The following is a 16,121-nucleotide window of genomic DNA, read 5'->3' as shown; positions in this document are numbered from 1 at the left end:
AAGGACAGCTCCGTGACCTCCCAGCCACGTTCCCTGGATTTCCACCCGCTCCGGGCCGATCTGTACCAGGAACTCCATTCCCGCCCGTTCCAGGTGCTGCCTTCACGCGCCCGGGTTACCCAGATCGCCCTGCTGACCACCCCGGCCCAGCGGCAAAGTCAGTTCCGCCACCTGCAGAACCTGCACCGGTTGCTGGGCGAACACTGGCCGGAACAGGAAGTAAGTTGCTACGAACAGGATTTCGGCCCGCTGCGCATCCGCCGGGAAGTGCACATGGAGTTCACCACCTACACCTTCACCAACCTGCGGGACTCCGATGCCGATCCGTTTGCCGAAACCGGCATCAGCCTGCTGCCGGACGGCTGGCTGAACGAACTCGAAGGCACGGTGGTAGGGGCCTTCCATGTGGAAGTACGGCCATCGTCTGAAAGCGCCCGCAACGAGCTGGCGTTCATGCGCAAACACTTTGAAGGCATGCGCCTGGTGGGCAGCAGTCCGCAGGAAGGGGCGGCGCGGATTCTGGGCACCTTCCAGTTGCACAGCGACCAGTTCGGGCGGTTTATGGTGCTTAACCACAGCATGTCAGACAGCCAACTGGGCCGGTTGGTGCAGCGCCTGATGGAAATCGAAACCTACCGGCTGATGTCGCTGCTGGCCCTGCCCCTGGCCCGGGAAATCACCCCGGCCCTGAACGATATGGACCAGCAACTGGTGAACATCACCCAGTCACTGGCCGATAACGAAACCCTGGACGAACAAAGCATCCTGGCGGAGCTGACCAACATTGCCTCGCGCATTGAAGCGTTCCGGGCCCATTCCACCTTCCGTTTTTCCGCCACCCGGGCCTACCACCGGCTGGTACTGACCCGGCTGGAAGAGCTGCGGGAAGACGAAGTGTCCGGCCACCTCACCCTCACCGAGTTCATGACCCGGCGGCTGACCCCGGCGGTGAAAACCTGTGAGGCCGTGGGTGAACGTCTGGAAGACCTGTCGCGCCGGGTAGACCGGGCCTCGGACATGATGCGCACCCGGGTGGAACTGGCCATCCAGAGCCAGAACCAGCAACTGCTCAGCTCCATGGACCGGCGCTCGCGCATCCAGCTGATGATGCAGCACACCGTGGAAGGCTTCTCGGTGGTGGCCATTTCCTACTACCTGATCGGCCTGCTGAAGCTGGCACTGGATACCCTGCGCGAGGCCGGCGTAGCCTTTAATCACTCGCTGGTGCTGGGCGTTGCCATTCCGGTGGTGATGGTGCTGGTGTTCATCGGCATCCGCATGATTCACCACCGGTTTATCAAGATGGCCCGCCGGCAGTAGCCGGCCTCAGGTGAACCGGGGGTCGCCGGCAAACTGGCGGAAAAACTGCTGGGCGGTGCGGCCGTTGCGCACGCCCTTGCCGGTGGCAAAGCGCAGCGCTTCGATATGCAGCTGTTCCCGGTCTGCCACTTGCGGGAACAGGGCATCCACCGCCTGCAGGTAGATATCCTGGGAGAAGGGATAGAACGACAGCTGCAAGCCGAAGCGGTCGGCCAGCGACACCTGTTCCTCAATGGCTTCTGCCGGATGCAGCTCACCATCCCGCACTTCGCTTTTCACATTGTCGCTCATGAACTCCGGCATCAGGTGCCGGCGGTTGGAGGTGGCATACACCCGCACATTCTCCGGCGGTAACTCCAGCGAGCCTTCCAGCACGCTCTTCAGCGCCTTGTAACCGGACTCCCCCACATCGAACGACAGGTCATCGCAGAAGATCACAAACCGATACGGCAGGTCGCAGATGTCATCGACAATTTCCGGCAGGTTCACCAGGTCGTCCTTGTCCACCTCGATCATCCGCAGCCCCCGGTCCCGGTATCGGTTCAGCAGGGCTTTAACCAGAGACGACTTGCCGGTACCCCGGGAGCCCCAGAGCAGTGCGTTGTTGGACGGCTCACCGGCCAGAAAACGCTCGGTATTGCGGGCCAGGGCCTGTTTTTGTCGCGCGATGCCGGTGAGATCGTCCCAGCTGATCGGGTCCAGCCGGCGAATGGCCCGCAGGCCCGAACGGTGGCGACGCCAGACCGCAGCCGGACTCTGTGCCCAGTCGAAGGGGGTTTCGTTCATAACCTTACTCCGTTTGGTTCTGAATATGCCCGCTCACAGTCTGGCCTTGGCCAGACCTGTAGGGGTAGGATCTGCAGATCTTATCAGACACCAGGAGCAAACCATGGCACGCATCTATAACGACAATTCCCTTTCCATCGGCAACACCCCCTTGGTAAGGCTGAACCGGGTGAACGACGGCGCCACCATCTGGGCCAAGATTGAAGGCCGCAACCCGGCCTATTCCGTCAAGTGCCGCATTGGCGCCGCCATGATCTGGGATGCGGAAAAACGCGGCGTTCTGAAGCCCGGCATGACTATCGTTGAGCCCACCAGCGGCAACACTGGTATTGCCCTGGCCTACGTGGCAGCCGCCCGGGGTTACAAGCTGGTACTGACCATGCCTGCCTCCATGAGCCTGGAACGCCGCAAGGTGCTGAAAGCCCTGGGTGCCGACCTGGTACTGACCGAACCCGCCAAGGGCATGGCCGGCGCCATTGCCAAGGCGGAAGAACTGGTGGCGGCAGACCCGGACAACCACTTCCTGCCCCAGCAGTTCGAGAACCCGGCCAACCCGCGCATTCATGAAGACACCACCGGCCCGGAAATCTGGAACGACACTGACGGCGAAGTGGACATCTTTGTTGCCGGAGTAGGCACCGGTGGCACCCTGACCGGGGTTTCCCGTTACCTCAAACAGACCAAGGGCAAGGCTGTGACCACCGTAGCCGTGGAGCCGACCGACTCCCCCATCATCACCCAGGTGCGCAACGGCCAGGACCCCAAACCGGCCCCCCATAAAATCCAGGGCATCGGCGCCGGCTTTATTCCGGGCAACCTGGATATGGACCTGGTGGACCAGGTTGAAGCCATCAGCAACGAAGACGCCATGGCCATGGCACACCGGATGATGAAAGAAGAAGGGATTCTGTGCGGCATCTCCTGCGGAGCTGCAGTAGCGGCAGCCGTCCGGGTAAGCAAACAGCCGGAGCACCAGGGCAAGAACATTGTGGTGATCCTGCCGGATTCCGCCGAGCGCTACCTGTCTACGGCGCTGTTTGCCGACACCTTTGGTGAGCTGGAAAACCAGCAGTAATCCAGGTCCCTTAAACTCAACAAGCGCAGCCTCGCCGGGCTGCGCTTGTTGGTTTCAGGCGGCTCAGAACTGGAACTTCAGGCCCACCCGGCCAGTATCGAAGTCCGGGCCGTCATTAGTCACCTGGCCGTTGAAGTCGTCTTCATCGATATCCACGTTGTAGCGGTTGTATTCGGCGAACGCTGTCAGCTGCTCGGTCACCCGGAAATCCACACCGGCACCGACATACGGGTTTACTTCATCGTAGGTTTCACTTTCATCGAAAGCGTCTACATCAAACGCCGAGGCAAAGGCACCTGCCTTGGCATACACACCGAAACTGTTGGTCAGCGGCAGGCGGCCAATGGCACTCAGGCCGGCACCTTTAAGCTTGCCCTCTACCTCGTCATCACCGAAGTTGCCGAAATCGATGTACTCGGCCTCCAGGGCGAAGAATTCGTTGAACTGGTAACCCAAGGCAGCACCCAGCAAGTCGTTCTCATCCTCGAACTCGCCACCGTGGGACTTGTAGCCCCCGTAGCTACCGCTGATGTAGGGGCCGGATTGATCACGGCTGACGCTGTCCTGCGCCCAGACGGCCGGGGCGGTGAATACAGCAGCACTCAGAACGGTGGCACACGCAAAACTGGCTTTGTAGCTCATAACGCGTTTTCCTCTGTGGTCAGGTTTCCATTCGTCGAAACGAACAACCGGGACGACTCGTTCCCGATTGCGTGAACCTACCCTACCGGGGAAATTTCGCGTTTTGGGTTAAAACCGTACTAAGGATTATTCACATTCAGGTCATGTTTCCGGGCATGCCCCGCAGCGGCCCTGGCTGCCAGCCCGGCGGCTGCCCGCCCGGCCAGCGACACGCCGGTATAGCTCAGGCGGGATATTTCGTGGTGGCAGACACGCACGATGCGACTGCTGTGCCGGGTTGCGGGAATGGCTTCCAGCACCCGAAAGCTCTCATCCGCCACCGAAAGGTGAATCCGTTGCAGCTTGACCGCTCCGTGTTGCACGCCATGGGCCAGCAGGTCTGCCACGCCGAGCCACCAATGGGCATTGCTATGGGTTAGTTTCATACCAGCCACTCCTCAAGTTGCCGTGCTACGGCTGAATGATGGGCCAGGCGGATGTGATCCACCCCCGGAAAATTCGCTGTGCCGGTCAGCTGCCAGCCCGGCTGCCTGGCACCCCGGGCGCTGGCCTCATGCACCAGCGCATCGCCAAACAAGGCATTCACCAGGTGCTCTTCACCCCTGGCCAGCAGGCCGCTGATCACATAATGCCGGGCGCCGGCTAACAGCGGCTGGTGCGCCGTGCCCGGTTCAAACACCTCGCCCCGTGACAGGTTGCGAATGCCTTCACTGCGCAGGTCGATCACCTCGCCCACCACCTTCAGGTAATCCCGGGGCACCCGGTTGAGCCAGCCGGCGGCCTTGTGGGCACCGACTGCCAGCCAGGAACCGTCGTGGGGCGAGCCGATGTACACGCAGTCCGGGTTCAGCCGGACCCAGCTATCATCATTTTCCGCCCCGTAATGACAGGCACTGCGAATCAGCAGGCCGCCCATACTGTGGCCAAGCAGGACAAGGCGTGTTACCGGTACCGGCCAGTTGCTGACCAGCCGCTCCAGCAGCGCGGCCAGGTCCTGGCCATTGCGATAGATAGGACGGCCGGAATTGAAACGGAGCTTGAGTGCCGAGGCATTCCCTAACCGTTCAGCCAGCCGGGAGCCATAGTGCTCGCCTGGCTGGCCCGGAAAATCCCATACCGATTCCAGCTCCATCAAACCATGGATGGACAGGCACAACACACTGCCCGGCGCAGCGGGCCGGGGGTTCAGCAGATCCAGTGGCTCGCCGTCGGCAAACACCGTCATCGGCACCGCTAGTGCGTTGCCCCGGTGCTCCAGCCAGTCACCCAGAAAGCCGCTGGCAATGGCTGAAATGTGTTGCTGGACTCGCCCAGCGGAAGGAACAGACACCATGGTTATCTCCCGTGTATCCTTCCAGTGTACGCCCTTGGCGGTGCTTTGCACTGGCCATTTTCAGGCCAGAATGCGGCCCCGGGGCAAACCGGAGCGCCGTGGCTCAACGTTTGGTAATCTGCCCGAAAGGGCGACAGACACCTGATCCTGCTAGTCTTTGTGCCCGTATCACCCAAACCGGCCGTGCGCGCCTGTTGTCCACTGAGCAGCCAGAGGAAGTAGCCTATGCGATTTGCCATTATCGCCCTGACCAGCCTGTTGTTCTCAGCCAGCCCGGCCCTTGCCGAGCCCCAACCAGAAAGCTCTGCCGAACCGGAGGTGCTCGGTTTCATTGAATGGGTGGTGATGGGCGAAACCGGCATCCGGCTGAAGGCGCGCCTGGACACCGGCGCCAAGACCTCGTCCCTGCATGCGGTGAACGTGGAATCTTTCGAGAAAGACAACGAGGAATGGGTGCGCTTCCAGCTCCCGCTGGGCGATCACGAAGACCAGCCCAGTGAGGGTGAACTGGAACACGACGAAGTGATCCTGGAATTCGAGCGGCCGGTTTACCGCACGGTGCTGATCAAGCGCAAAGGTGCACCCTCCCAGCGCCGGCATGTGGTGAAAATGGAATTCTGCATCGCCGGCAAGATGCACGAAACCCAGTTTTCCCTCACCGACCGGGGCAAGTTCGCCTACCCGGTACTGCTGGGCCGCCGGTTTATGCGGGATGACAACATCCTGACCGATTCCGCCAGAAGCTTTGTTGCCGAACAGGAATGTGAATACAGCACACTGGAAGAGCTCGCCGAGAGCAGCAAGGCGGTAGAGCCCTAATCGGGGCTCACCTCCGGCTCATCATTTCGCACGCGCAGAAAGCTGGCAAACCTGGGCAAGCCGGTGGCCGTGAAGCCCCGGTAGCGGAAGGTGATCACCGTGCCAACAGTCGGCGGATTGTGTCGCTCAACATCACTGAATCCGGAGCCAATACGAAAGCGGCGGCCATTGGCCAACTCCACTTCCAGCGATCCCATCAGCCCCTTGTACTTGCCCTTACCTTGCAGGTGACCAACCACCGTAGCTTCGGCATCGTCGTGGGTTTTCACTTTCAGCAGATCATCTGAACGGCCGGCCTGGTACCGGCTGTTTCTGCGCTTGAGCATCAGGCCTTCCGCACCGGCAGCCACGACCTGTTCAAGCTCTGCCACCAGTTCAGGATGGCTGGCAACCGGGCGCTGCACCACCAGGGCCAGATACGGTGAACCAGAACCTTCAACCAGCTGCTTCAACTGGCGATAACGCTGCTCGAACACCTTTTCAGGAACAGGCAGGTCAAACACGTGAAACCTCACCTGACGCCATTCCTCGTCCACCGGCTGCCCCTTGCGCACCACCCCGGACAACTCGGCAAAGCGCCCGCGACCGTTCCAGAGTTCACCATCCAGGGGGTGCCGTGGAAACTGTGCCGTAAACCAATGTGGCGCCGCATACACATGCCCGCCCCGGGACCAGAGCTTCTCGCCATCCCAATAAGCCCGGACACCGTCCAGCTTTTCACTGACCCAGTAATCCTCGAGGTTTACACCCGGGTGATAGACATTCGCCAGGGGAATGGCCGGAGGCCCCGCATTAGCCTGAGGCGGATAAGTGGCAAGTAACGAAAGAAAAAGCAGGCTGAGTGCCAGGGCTGCTGCCCTGACACTGCCGGTCGTGAAGAGTGGCATGTTCCTTTGCCCTTTTTACATCCTGTTGATGGTATTCCGAAAAACTCTTTGCTCAGGCCGTTACATACTTCAGCAGCTCAACCACCTGCTCCGGCGTTTGTGCCCAGGCCATGGCAGCTGCATCTACTTCCTTGAGCGGGTGCACGATGTCTTCATCATGCAGGGTAATGTAAGGCGTGCCCATGGCGGCGCAGTAGCCGGCATCGAAAGCCGCGTTCCACTGCTTGTATTTGTCGCCAAAGCGGATAACCGCCAGGTCGCACTGTTCAATCAGGGTTTTGGTGCGGATGGCGTTCACCTTGGAAGACTGGTGATCACGCCAGAAGTTGCTCTCCGGCTTGCCCAGGAAATCGCCCGCAGCGTCGCTGGATTCGTGGTCGGTATTGGCAGAGGTGAACTCAACCGGCAGGCCGGCCGCCTCGGCACCCGCAGCAATCTGCTCACGCCAGTCGGTGTGGATTTCGCCGGAAAGGTATACGGTCCAGATCATTTTGGGCTCCTTAAGCTGAATTAAAGCCGGCCAGTCTAACCTACCGGCCGGCTATAATGTAGGTATCAGCCCGCGACGGAAGCCTCATGCTCACGAATCATGGTGTAAAGCTGATCCTTCAGGTGCAGGCGTTTTTTCTTCTGCTCTTCCAGATACTCGTCTGATGTGTTCTCAACACCGGTTTCGATGCGGTGAACCTCGTGGTCGAGATCATGGTACTCGTCAAACAGCTTGGCAAAGTGGCTGTTGCTGGTTTTCAGTTGGTGAATGGCTTCCTTGGACTCGGGAAGCTCGTGCAACAGATCATGCTTTTCGATGGTCATTCCTGGTGTTCTCCTGAGTTTTGTTGGTGCCTGAGTTCACTGTATGCCTATCGCCTGAGAGCGCTCTTGATCAACGTCAACCCGATGGCCATCGGCCGTAAGATGCGATTAGCCACCGCATTTTTCGCGCACACTGGCCCGGAACCGGTCTCGTATCTGCAGGTTCTGTTCTTCGGAGACAAACACCCGCTCCCCTTTATCATTGAGGTTGTAGAAGGTGGAGATACTTTCCATATGCTTCAGGCGGGCGTGAAGCTTACGGCAGGCCTCTGATTGTCGCTCGGCCTGCATCCGGGCCTTCGCTTCTGCCGCTTGTCTCGCCTCCCGCTCCTGCTGTTGCTGGTTCACGAACTCCGTCATTTTCTGATGCCGCTCACGGGCGGCAGTATCGGCCTGTGCAGGGGCAGCATTCACGCGTACTTCACTGGAACTCGCCTGCGCCGGTGGGCGATCGCCGAAATGGGTTTGGCCATTGGCATCTGTCCATTGGTAGACGGCAGCGTGAGAAAACGTACCAAGGGATACCAGAAATAAAGGGATGAGAAGCCTGCGAGCCATAACTGAATTCCTTTTCGAATAATGCTTTTAACGACTTTCGAAGGGGTAAAACCCATTGATCAATAAGACGCTCAGGCCCGAAAACGCCCTCTCCCTCGCTTTTGTTGCTGCTTCTCCTCACGCCCCGCTTGCCAACCAGACACTGGCCCCATCTGGGTAAACTTCAGGCCACGCTCGTAAGCACGGGCAAGCTGTTGATTCAGGCTCAGTAGTGCCTCGGATGGTTTGGCCCATTGCTCTTTAGGCAAAGGCGCGGACCACGCTTTCAGTTCCTCTGGCAGGCTCTTCAGGGCCAGGGTCTTGATGCGGCGTTCGGTGATGATGTGGGCCAGGTAACGCTGGAAGAACCAGTCGCCCACCTTCTTGCCCAGCCAAGGCAACAAGGACATCTCTTTGCGGGCCTGGCGGCACTTGGCTTTGTAGTGAGCCAGAGTCTCGTCCTCCTTCGGATCCGGGCAGGCCTCGGGGCCATTTTCCATAAACTGGCGAATACACTCCCATTGGGCCAGGCCGGCTGTTTCATGGCCGACGTTGATGCTTGCAGCAGCCAGGGCCGATTCCGGGTCATCTGGCTTTGGAATCGCCAGGGTGAGGACCGTGTGTGTGGCCATCAAACTGGGGCCGATGTCCTGGCGGGTTTCGATGTAGGCGACCAGTTTTTCCCAGGGGTAGATTTTGTAGACGAGTTTCGGGTCGTGTTTTTTCTTTAGGCGGAGGGCAAAAAATAGATACGTGCCGATTACCAAAAGCTCTATGCCCAGTAACACCAACCCCTCCAAAACCAATGAATTCCTGTACTCAGTAGACGAGTATTCATTCATAAACGGGGTAAGAGCCCATCCTATGGTGAACAACACCCCAATGTACGTAAACCCAGCAGCTGTGTCATTCCATAGCGGCAGTTTGAACTCCTTGCCTTCCGTCCAGCGCGGCATGGCCACTTCCCGGCGCTGTCGGTTCAGTCTCACTGGTGGCGTTTCCTTCACCGCCTTGTTGCCCAGGAAATGCATGTACAGTCCCCACGGGACGGTAATTAACATGTTCATCCCCCCCACAACACTGTATGGAATCCATGTCATTTCCCCATCCTGAAGATAGGCATCAACTGTGATAGCCGTAGCGAACAACATCATTAAGATAAACAGGCTTAAAAACATCAACGCAAATTCGGCCCCAAACAACAGGTTGCCATGCTGTAAATCCAGCCAGCCATCGGTTTTCCGTCGAATCCAAGCGTTGACGTCCGCCGCCCTCTCGCCGGTGGCCACAGGTGCAGGACCCAGTGCCAACAGTCGCCCCTCTTGGGTAGTGCGGCGCACTCCGGCTTCCCAGTCGGGCTCAGGCGATGTTTGAGTTTGTGATGGGCTCTCGTTAGCTTTGGTCATAGTCAGGACTTAATGGGGTGGTTTACCAGGGCATGGTAGTTAATGATCAATGGGGTCAATCGAGTGTCCTGCGCATCCAGAGGTGTTATCGGCTGCCACTCTTTCGTTTCGTTAGCGCCGACCATCGGCAAATTACCCTGCTCGTGCAAGGTCAGCTTGTAATGGTACGCCTTGTCTGTCTCTGGCAACCAATTGGGGGAGTTTTCTGCCTTGTAACGGAAGGCCAGGTAGAAACCGTCCGTCGTATCCAGGTCGGCTCCGGTCAGGGACAGCTCCAAGGCAAAGCCCGCCGCGCCCATTCTCTTGGTAGTAATGGCCTGATTCCAGTAGTCGTGATCAGGGTCCCAGGACGTCCCTTCTTGCCGTAGGATTGCCCATTCCATGTTATCTACTTCAAGCGAACTCAGTCCGGGCAATTCGAGGCGGAAGGCGCAATAGCTTGTGCGCCCGTCCAGAGCAGCCTGTTCTGCCTTCACTGACAGAGTGGGTTGGTAAATGACCTTGGCCAGTTCGTGGCGCTGCTGATCCGTATCCCAACCCTTGGCGTCGTTGCCCCAGGCACTCTGCTCACACCAGCGCTGCACGTCTGTGCGTTTATAATAGCTTTGTACCCAATTGCCTATGCAGACCAAAGCGGTGCCTATCCACAGGTAAACGTTCAATCCCCTGAACACACCGCCGGCCAACGACAGCATACCCCGATTGACCGATTTCCAGGTGATGTCGACCGAGGTTTTGCGGAGGACGTGGTAGATGCCGGCTGATCCGGCTCGGGCCATGCGCCAACTTCCCGCAGTGAGCAATGCATCACCAGCGAGAGTCACGCCTGCGCCAGTTTTTGTTCCATTGGTTTGCTGGCTATTCCGGATAGTATGGAGCTGTTTTATTCCGTCAGCCGCCGCCGAAAAGAACCCCGCCCAAGCCGCAACGGTTCCCCCCCACACATTCACCCGTGCCAGTCGTGTGAGGATCTCATCCGCCTGGGAGATGGCCTGGTAGTAAAAATTCAGACGGGCACTGCCGACGATAGTCAGGACACTCGCAGCCGCGCCGATTGTCCCCGTTACGCCACCAAACATAGACAGGAAGTTGTCGAAGGTTTTATCCTTTTGCCATTTACTAAACGCATCCCAAGCCCCAACAGCCCCAACTAATCCCATAAACGACACCAATCCCATGCCGCCAATGCGTTTCGGCAGGTCCAGAGTATCCTGCCCGTGGATCATACCCCGGCCATAATCCATCATGCGGGTAAGCCCGCCCCGCTCTCTCAGACGTTTCAGTTCATCAACTTCAGATTGCACCGCACGACCATAGGCGGTCCGGGTCAACCCAGCAATCAAGAGCGCTCCGCTGTGGTTTTCCCCTTCAACCGGGGACGTGTCGATCATTTGAAACCCTCTCTCACGAAGCTGACTCGTCAGTTCTTCCCTTTGAGCACGGAGGGCCCGGATCTGTTCGTCGTACTCTCGCTTGTATCGACGACGGTCTCGGGTACTGGCCTCGCTATGCCGCTGCTGAAGGCGATTTTCCTGGCTCAGAACTTCCTCACGTAATTTGGCCAGCCGTTCGATTTCTTTTACCAGGGATTCGTGTCTCTTCAGGCTATCGACATCGGCAATATCCAGATCAATCTGGTACAGCCTCTGGTTCTCGAAAATGTGGGCCCGCAGGCCAGGATCCATGCGCTCAAACACTTGCCTTAGACGGCCATGCAAATCGGCGGCATCCGCCGCTTGAACCAACTCGAATACCGCCAATCGACCGACGATGTTGAGCTGGGCCAGGTGGTGGCTAAGTTGTGCGGCAGCGCCCTCTGAAAGAGATGGAAATTGCAAATGGGGGCTCCGCTCAACCAGCTGAACCCATTCCTTGTATGCCGCGGGAGCTTGCTTGGCATCCATAATGGCTTTCAGGCCGTCGATGACGTCTTTTAAAGTGCCGGGGATAATCTCGGGTTTCAGATCCAGCGAGATCAAATGCTGATGCCCGATCTCCTCAAAGTAGAATTGCTTCAGGAATGAAAAATCACCCGATGCTTGTGCCCACTCTGTGAGCACCGCAATCAGACCGTTGTCCATCTTCAGCAGCGCCATGTAGCTGTCTTCGCTTTTCCGGTCATACAGATGACCATGAAGGTAGAAGGTGGCCAACAAAGATTGGATATCCGTGACGATCCGTCGTTTCTCTTCGGAGAATTTCGACAGATGCTGCTGAGCCTGTTCCAGATAGGCATTCATGTCGTCAAGCTTCACCAGATCCGCAATACCTTGCTCGCCACCGAAATCGGAGCCTTCGACAAGGTTGGACTGATAGTTGGACATGGATTCGACGATACTGAGCACTTCACGCTGTGACATGCCCAACTCTGTTGCCAGCGCGTCAGCTGCGTTACGCATTCTGGTGACCCGTCCATGGTCGGACGGCATGTAGCTATAAGTGCTGGGGCCGACGACTTTCCGGGCGCTTTGCTGATATTCCGGGAAGTCGTCGATCAGCTCTTTCAACCGGACGTGTTGGTCGCGACTCCCCTGAGCAACCTTTTCAAACAATGCCCTGGCATCTTCATCTTCAACCTGCGCCGAAAACGCGCGGGCCAACTCAGCCACTCGGTCGTCATCCAATCGAATCAGATCGCTGATGAAGCGCGCCGGATAGTATTTCGCGTCCTCTGCCTCCAACCATGCGTTATGGTTGGTATCCACAATGGCCCAGGCATCCAGCAGGTCGTCGATGTGGCCCATAAAATCATCAACCACGATATAGGCATGGTCCAGATCATAAGCTGGCAAACGATGGGCGAACGGTTCAGAGCCTGTGTCCAATGTATTTTGAGCCCAATACCAGGAGGACAAATGGGCTTTCCCATCCATGGGCACGGCTTGCGTGTCCGGGTGGGTCAGTAGCGATTCCAGGCTTGCCTGGCTCAACAACTGGGGCTTTCCGTTGATGGGGCAGTAACCAGATAAGCTCACTCGCTGCATCACCTGTTTACGGTAATCTTCCCAGCTAATCAGCATGCTGCACTTTTTCGCGGTCAGCTGTGTGGCCGAGAAAAAGACATCGACATGCCCCCTGCGCGGGACCACGATGGCCGGAGTATCCGGGGTGCCAGTACGCTGATCCTGAGCGGCTTCATTACCTTGCCATAAACGCTTGGTGACCGCGCCGCCATCTTTGACCTCGTATTCATGCAGAATGTCCGGGGCATCGGAATGGAACAAGTAGAGGTAACCATCCCGTACCTGGCGGATGCCAATTGGCTGAAATTCGAGGTTGAACCGGGGCTCCAGTGACAGGTGTTCCGCCGCCTCATCGGCATAAGCGTATCGTACCGGGATCAACTGAATATCCGCACGGGTCAAAGGGCAGGCGCCTTGAGCCGTGGTGCTTGCCAGGCTTGCGCGATCAGCGGCGGCTATGGGGTTAGTAAGTTGCTTACCCATGAATCGGCTCTCCTTGCACTTGGGTTCCAGCAGAGGACATGGCGATCATCGCCGCTTCTCTGGCCTGGGCTTCTGCAGCCGTTCCTGGCCACCGATGAAAAAGGTCATAAATGCCAGGGGCTGCTGCTTCCCATAACGACAGCTCTCCCAGATAACCGTATACGGTACACCAGTGGAGCAAGGCCTGTAGCGATTCATAGCCATTGGCCAACGCCTGCTCCATGATGATCCGAAGCTCCTTTATCAAAGCCTGCCTTACGTTTGACGCCACTCTACTCGGGAAATAGGTCTCAAGGTGCTGCATCAGTTTGACCAGCGTTGCGCGTCGATCAGTGTCCGTTAAACCGCTGAGGGTAAGTTCTCCCAGTCGAAATGAAGCACTACTCTCCGCGTTCCTTCCAACGCCAGACTCCGGCAACCAGTCCGGGCGTATCTGAAGGTGCGAGCCATCCCATAAGGCGTCCGGGAGCTTAACCGCAGAGAACGGAGACCAGTATTCGGGTACCCCGCCATCACCGGAAGAGGCCAGCAGGACCCTTGCAACCGTTGGGTCGGCGAACCGCAACATGACGTTGTAGCCCAAGGGGTGGCGTACCGAAATAAACCGGCGTAGATGATCAGCTAGCGCGTCCGACGATTCGTCGCTGGCGATCGCGTAGCCCCACTCTTGTGTTTTGCCCTCAAGAGAAAGTCGGTCCAACAACGGGTGGCCCCGTTCAGTAAGCACCAGTAACGGTGCAACATCGCGAATCGACGCCCATTCAGTGCCATCAAACAGATTACGATAGTCCGGAGTGTCAACAAGCCCGTACAGCCAGCGTTCCGCCTCTGCGCGTTTGCTGCCATCAATCAGGACATAATTGAAATGCATGTCCTGAAGCTGATTGTTAGCTTTTGAAGGTCCCTCGAAAACATCAAGCATCGGACCCATCTCCCGATGTGTTCTCTTCTGACTGGCAAATGGTGGTCAGGGCTTTGCCTTCCTGCAGCGCACGCATCTGGGCATCCGGTTGCGCATTGGTCCTCTGGCCGACTGTGGCCAGCACAGCAGGCTCGGTATACGCGCCACCGGCATCCACCAACCCCGGCCTCTCCGGCACCTGCACCTTCTGCCCACTGCCTTTCCCTGCAGCCCCGCCCGCATTCATTTTGATACTCGCGCCACCCAATGCCACGCCGCTGGGGTCGATCTTTACAAAGCTGCCACCAGCTTTCAGGGTGATCTCAGCGCCGGCTTCGATGACGACTTTCTGGCCCGCCTTGATATGCAGCTCGGTGCCGGAATCACTGAGCCAGGCGGTGCCGGCTTTCAAGTTCAGGGTGCCGGTGACATTGAAGCTGTGGTCTTTACCGGTTTGCTCGCGCTTTTCGCCGTCCACCGTGTTATGGCTGTTGCCTTGGGTGTGGCTGAAGCGGTTGTTTTCCACCGTCAGGTGGCTGTCGTTCTTGATGACTTCCGTGCGGTTGTTTTCCGTCAGCAGGTCCAGGTCTTTCTGGGCGTGGACGTAGATCTGTTCCTGGTCCGCCTCGTCTTCGAAGCGCAGTTCGTTGCTGCCTTCGCCCTTGTGGGTTTTGGTTTTTAATGTGGTCCGGGTTTTGTGTTCCGGCAGCGCGTACGGCGGTGTGTTGGTGGCGTGATAGGTTCTTCCGGTGATGATGGGCTGGTCTGGGTCGCCGTCGAGGAAAGACACGATCACTTCGTGGCCAATTCTGGGCAGGGCCATGAAGCCATACTGGCCACCGGCCCAGCCCTGGGCCACGCGCAACCAGGCGCTGCTGTGTTCGTCGTTCTTCGAGTATCTATCCCACGGGAATCTTACTTTTACCCGGCCATACTGGTCGCAGTGGATTTCTTCACCCTCGGGGCCGGTGACGATGGCCATCTGGGGGCCGTCCATCACGGGTTTGTGTTTGCGGTAGTTGTAAACGGTACGCCAGGTTTTATCGGCCGGGATGGCGGTGAAGTCGTTGTGGTAGCTGGTGGGTTCGCTACCACCCTCTTCTTCCATCGCCTGGGGCTGTTTGCCGGTGTGGGTGATGGCGGTCAGCAGCCATTCCCGGTTCAGGCTCTGGCTGTCGTGGTCCTGCAACTCCACTTTGGCGCCGGGGGTGAAGTCCGGGCGGTTGCTTTTGCCGTTGGCCAGGGAGGCGTCGTTTCTGAGTGCATCCAGTTTGTTCTGGGTAAACGGCTGGCCGCTGGCGTCGGTTTTGTAGCGGCCGGGGTAGTCGTAGTGCTGGTAGTCTTCCCGGTGGTTAACACCGCCGGCACTGTGTTCATGTATCAGGGCGTAGGCAGGGTTCTTGAAGGTGTAGTCCTTCATGGCCACGGAGGCGGCTTTGACCCGTTCTTCGTAGGCGAAGCTGAACACGCAGGCTTGTTTGCTGCTGCCGCCGGCCTGGGTGTTGCAGGGCACCGGGTCCAGTTTCGGGGCGTCGCCATGGTGGTCGGCGATGATTAACGCTGGTTGTTCTTCGCCATCCACGCTGCCGTGCTGGTAACGGTAGTGCCAGCCTTCTTCGGCGGCCAGGCGTTCGATAAATTGAAGGTCGGATTCCCGGTGCTGGACACAGTATTCCCGTTCTTCGGGTGGGCGTTTGAAGTCGAAGATGGAATCAACAATGCCCCGCTCTTCCAGCAAGGTTCGCACAATGGCGTCGGTAGTCTGGGTCTGGAAGATGCGGCTGTTGTGCATCAGGCCCAGACGCCATAACGGCGGCTGGATGACCACTTCATAGCGGGTGCGACGGTGGCCGGTGTTGCCACGAACAAACTCATTCACCACGCCGGTGAAACGGCGCAACGGTTGCCCATCCTGCCAAACCACCAGGTCTACCGGTTGTTCCAGAATGTCGGCAGCGGCCACGTCTGGGTCAGTACTGGCCAACTCTAACCGGCCATGAAACAAGGAAGACAGCTGTTCGGTCAGCGCGAAGCCAACTACCGAAAAGTGATCAGAGGGGAATTCGCCTACACGGGCGGTGAACTGCAATCCGCTTGCCTGGGGCATGACTTCGATCCCTGAAGAAAAACATGTCTGTTCAAACCCACACCATCCG

At 58.2% G+C, this 16,121-nt stretch carries 15 protein-coding genes; 3 read left to right on the top strand and 12 right to left on the bottom strand.

What is annotated here, in order from left to right:
- Positions 1-12 precede the first annotated feature (12 nt).
- Positions 13-1,320 carry a DUF3422 family protein gene (locus tag AC13DJ_RS13040; RefSeq protein WP_273133296.1) on the top strand — a complete coding sequence of 436 codons (1,308 nt, stop codon included), beginning with the start codon at positions 13-15 and terminating at the stop codon, positions 1,318-1,320.
- Between the two features lie 6 nt (positions 1,321-1,326).
- Here the strand turns inward: AC13DJ_RS13040 and AC13DJ_RS13035 are convergent, their stop codons facing one another.
- Complete coding sequence (locus AC13DJ_RS13035; RefSeq protein WP_482933285.1) at positions 1,327-2,106, bottom strand: ATP-binding protein; 780 nt, start codon at positions 2,104-2,106, stop codon at positions 1,327-1,329.
- A 103-nt stretch (positions 2,107-2,209) separates the two neighbouring features.
- Between AC13DJ_RS13035 and cysK the strand changes: the two genes are divergently transcribed.
- Positions 2,210-3,181 (top strand): cysteine synthase A, encoded by a 972-nt coding sequence (cysK, locus tag AC13DJ_RS13030; RefSeq protein WP_482933284.1) that lies wholly within the window; start codon positions 2,210-2,212, stop codon positions 3,179-3,181.
- Positions 3,182-3,244: 63 nt separating this feature from the next.
- On the opposite strand, the gene AC13DJ_RS13025 is transcribed toward cysK, so the two are convergent.
- The 3 genes from AC13DJ_RS13025 to AC13DJ_RS13015 form a co-directional block, all read right to left on the bottom strand.
- Positions 3,245-3,823, bottom strand: coding sequence for a porin family protein (locus AC13DJ_RS13025; RefSeq protein WP_058342050.1), 579 nt, complete (start codon positions 3,821-3,823; stop codon positions 3,245-3,247).
- A 119-nt stretch (positions 3,824-3,942) separates the two neighbouring features.
- Entirely contained in the window at positions 3,943-4,248 is a 306-nt protein-coding gene (locus tag AC13DJ_RS13020; RefSeq protein ID WP_199457124.1) for a hypothetical protein, read from the bottom strand.
- Complete coding sequence (locus tag AC13DJ_RS13015; RefSeq protein WP_058342451.1) at positions 4,245-5,156, bottom strand: esterase/lipase family protein; 912 nt, start codon at positions 5,154-5,156, stop codon at positions 4,245-4,247. The genes AC13DJ_RS13020 and AC13DJ_RS13015 overlap by 4 nt, the downstream gene beginning before the upstream one ends.
- 225 nt (positions 5,157-5,381) lie before the next feature.
- Here AC13DJ_RS13015 and AC13DJ_RS13010 point away from each other — a divergent pair, with 225 nt between their 5' ends.
- Positions 5,382-5,975 (top strand): ATP-dependent zinc protease family protein, encoded by a 594-nt coding sequence (locus AC13DJ_RS13010; protein ID WP_058342051.1) that lies wholly within the window; start codon positions 5,382-5,384, stop codon positions 5,973-5,975.
- Here AC13DJ_RS13010 and AC13DJ_RS13005 read toward each other — a convergent pair.
- From AC13DJ_RS13005 to AC13DJ_RS12970, 8 genes are all read right to left on the bottom strand, one after another.
- Positions 5,972-6,862: a DNA ligase gene (locus AC13DJ_RS13005; RefSeq protein ID WP_482933283.1), complete on the bottom strand. Its 891-nt coding sequence runs from the start codon at positions 6,860-6,862 to the stop codon at positions 5,972-5,974. The two genes, AC13DJ_RS13010 and AC13DJ_RS13005, sit on opposite strands and share 4 nt — an antisense overlap.
- Positions 6,863-6,914: 52 nt before the next feature.
- Positions 6,915-7,352 carry a YtoQ family protein gene (locus tag AC13DJ_RS13000; protein WP_022988574.1) on the bottom strand — a complete coding sequence of 146 codons (438 nt, stop codon included), beginning with the start codon at positions 7,350-7,352 and terminating at the stop codon, positions 6,915-6,917.
- 65 nt (positions 7,353-7,417) lie between these two features.
- Positions 7,418-7,675 (bottom strand): HP1242/YdcH family protein, encoded by a 258-nt coding sequence (locus tag AC13DJ_RS12995; protein WP_022988575.1) that lies wholly within the window; start codon positions 7,673-7,675, stop codon positions 7,418-7,420.
- Positions 7,676-7,783: 108 nt separating this feature from the next.
- The gene (locus tag AC13DJ_RS12990) at positions 7,784-8,233 is read right to left on the bottom strand and encodes a DUF4124 domain-containing protein (protein ID WP_022988576.1); all 450 of its coding nucleotides are present in this window, start codon (positions 8,231-8,233) and stop codon (positions 7,784-7,786) included.
- Between the two features lie 71 nt (positions 8,234-8,304).
- On the bottom strand, positions 8,305-9,618 hold the full coding sequence (locus AC13DJ_RS12985) for a hypothetical protein (RefSeq protein ID WP_474540431.1): 1,314 nt from the start codon (positions 9,616-9,618) through the stop codon (positions 8,305-8,307).
- 2 nt (positions 9,619-9,620) lie between these two features.
- Positions 9,621-13,064, bottom strand: a complete 3,444-nt coding sequence (locus tag AC13DJ_RS12980; protein WP_476129177.1) for a toxin VasX — start codon at positions 13,062-13,064, stop codon at positions 9,621-9,623.
- Complete coding sequence (locus AC13DJ_RS12975) at positions 13,057-13,986, bottom strand: DUF4123 domain-containing protein (protein ID WP_473801880.1); 930 nt, start codon at positions 13,984-13,986, stop codon at positions 13,057-13,059. The genes AC13DJ_RS12980 and AC13DJ_RS12975 overlap by 8 nt, the downstream gene beginning before the upstream one ends.
- A complete protein-coding gene (locus tag AC13DJ_RS12970; RefSeq protein ID WP_482936980.1) occupies positions 13,979-16,072 on the bottom strand; it encodes a type VI secretion system Vgr family protein in 2,094 nt (697 codons plus the stop codon). Before AC13DJ_RS12970 ends, AC13DJ_RS12975 begins: the two co-directional genes overlap by 8 nt.
- Positions 16,073-16,121 lie beyond the last annotated feature (49 nt).

The sequence above is a fragment of the Marinobacter sp. L-46 genome (assembly GCF_056859535.1).
Note: the sequence above shows the minus strand (reverse complement) of the source record. Positions and strands in the feature narration are given on the sequence as shown.

Bases quoted from the DNA above. Each gene is read 5' to 3' on its own strand.
- AC13DJ_RS12970 (WP_482936980.1), bottom strand. From the start codon at position 16,072: ATGCCCCAGGCAAGCGGATTGCAGTTCACCGCCCGTGTAGGCGAATTC.
- AC13DJ_RS13010 (WP_058342051.1), top strand. From the start codon at position 5,382: ATGCGATTTGCCATTATCGCCCTGACCAGCCTGTTGTTCTCAGCCAGC.
- AC13DJ_RS13015 (WP_058342451.1), bottom strand. From the start codon at position 5,156: ATGGTGTCTGTTCCTTCCGCTGGGCGAGTCCAGCAACACATTTCAGCC.
- AC13DJ_RS13000 (WP_022988574.1), bottom strand. From the start codon at position 7,352: ATGATCTGGACCGTATACCTTTCCGGCGAAATCCACACCGACTGGCGT.
- AC13DJ_RS12990 (WP_022988576.1), bottom strand. From the start codon at position 8,233: ATGGCTCGCAGGCTTCTCATCCCTTTATTTCTGGTATCCCTTGGTACG.
- AC13DJ_RS12975 (WP_473801880.1), bottom strand. From the start codon at position 13,986: ATGCTTGATGTTTTCGAGGGACCTTCAAAAGCTAACAATCAGCTTCAG.
- AC13DJ_RS13035 (WP_482933285.1), bottom strand. From the start codon at position 2,106: ATGAACGAAACCCCCTTCGACTGGGCACAGAGTCCGGCTGCGGTCTGG.
- AC13DJ_RS13005 (WP_482933283.1), bottom strand. From the start codon at position 6,862: ATGCCACTCTTCACGACCGGCAGTGTCAGGGCAGCAGCCCTGGCACTC.
- AC13DJ_RS13020 (WP_199457124.1), bottom strand. From the start codon at position 4,248: ATGAAACTAACCCATAGCAATGCCCATTGGTGGCTCGGCGTGGCAGAC.
- AC13DJ_RS12980 (WP_476129177.1), bottom strand. From the start codon at position 13,064: ATGGGTAAGCAACTTACTAACCCCATAGCCGCCGCTGATCGCGCAAGC.
- cysK (WP_482933284.1), top strand. From the start codon at position 2,210: ATGGCACGCATCTATAACGACAATTCCCTTTCCATCGGCAACACCCCC.
- AC13DJ_RS12995 (WP_022988575.1), bottom strand. From the start codon at position 7,675: ATGACCATCGAAAAGCATGATCTGTTGCACGAGCTTCCCGAGTCCAAG.
- AC13DJ_RS12985 (WP_474540431.1), bottom strand. From the start codon at position 9,618: ATGACCAAAGCTAACGAGAGCCCATCACAAACTCAAACATCGCCTGAG.
- AC13DJ_RS13025 (WP_058342050.1), bottom strand. From the start codon at position 3,823: ATGAGCTACAAAGCCAGTTTTGCGTGTGCCACCGTTCTGAGTGCTGCT.